Origin of the sequence: Desulfallas sp. Bu1-1, from assembly GCF_015594625.1 — a bacterium.
Classification (GTDB): domain Bacteria; phylum Bacillota; class Desulfotomaculia; order Desulfotomaculales; family Desulfallaceae; genus JADNRQ01.
Map to the genome: position 1 here is coordinate 1 of NZ_JADNRQ010000064.1, position 808 is coordinate 808.

The window sequence follows — 808 nt, forward strand, 5'->3', positions numbered from 1 at the left end:
AAATTCCTCAGTTAGATTTTATCAACTTGAACACCGCCGCTTAAATTATCCAGCTCGCCAGTCGCCAGTCAAGGGTAAAGGCTACGCCTCCGCTTCGCGGACCCTTGACAGTCGCCTGGCTTCGCTGGTAAGGATTATCAAGCGGTGTTCAAGGGTAAATATATTGGCATTTTAAGTTTTATCTGATATGCACAACATTGTTTCGATCACAGGCCTGTTTTTGCTCTTTTTGCCACTGTAAGTATTCGGTCATATCCAGGTACTTTTTGCCGGATGTCCACTTATCATCAAGTTCCATGAGTAGGGCACCTATCAAACGGACTACCGACTCCCGGTTAGGGAAAATGCGGATAACCCGCTCCCGGCGCCTGATCTCCTCGTTCAGGCGTTCAACGCCGTTTGTAGTACGCAGCCGCCGGCGATACTTTTCCGGCAGCATAAGCACCGCCGTAGCATCATCAAAGCCTGATTCAAGCACCTGCATAGCCTTGGGCGCCTTTTTTTCAAATTTCTCCAGGGTTTGGTTCAACAGTAACCGGGCGGTGCCGATATCCGGCGCATCCAGAATGGCCCGCAGGTGCGGGTAAAGCTCGTCCTTTACGGATTTAGGCGTAGCGTCCATGATATTGCGCATAAAGTGGGTTTGGCAGCGCTGCCAGGTGACACCCTGGAAGTGAGTGCGAACAGCCTTTACCAAGCCGCTGTGGTCATCTGATATTACTAGATCAACACCGCGCAGGTTGCGGTTTTTAAGCCAGGAGAAAAACTCGCTCCAACTGGCCTCGGATTCGCTGTCGCCAAGCATGAG

At 51.1% G+C, this 808-nt stretch carries 1 protein-coding gene; it reads right to left on the reverse strand.

Annotated features, from left to right (window positions below; genetic code table 11):
* Positions 1 to 178: 178 nt before the first annotated feature.
* The coding region (locus IT084_RS17620) for a transposase (protein WP_195714184.1) at positions 179 to 808 on the reverse strand (630 nt) is incomplete at its 5' end.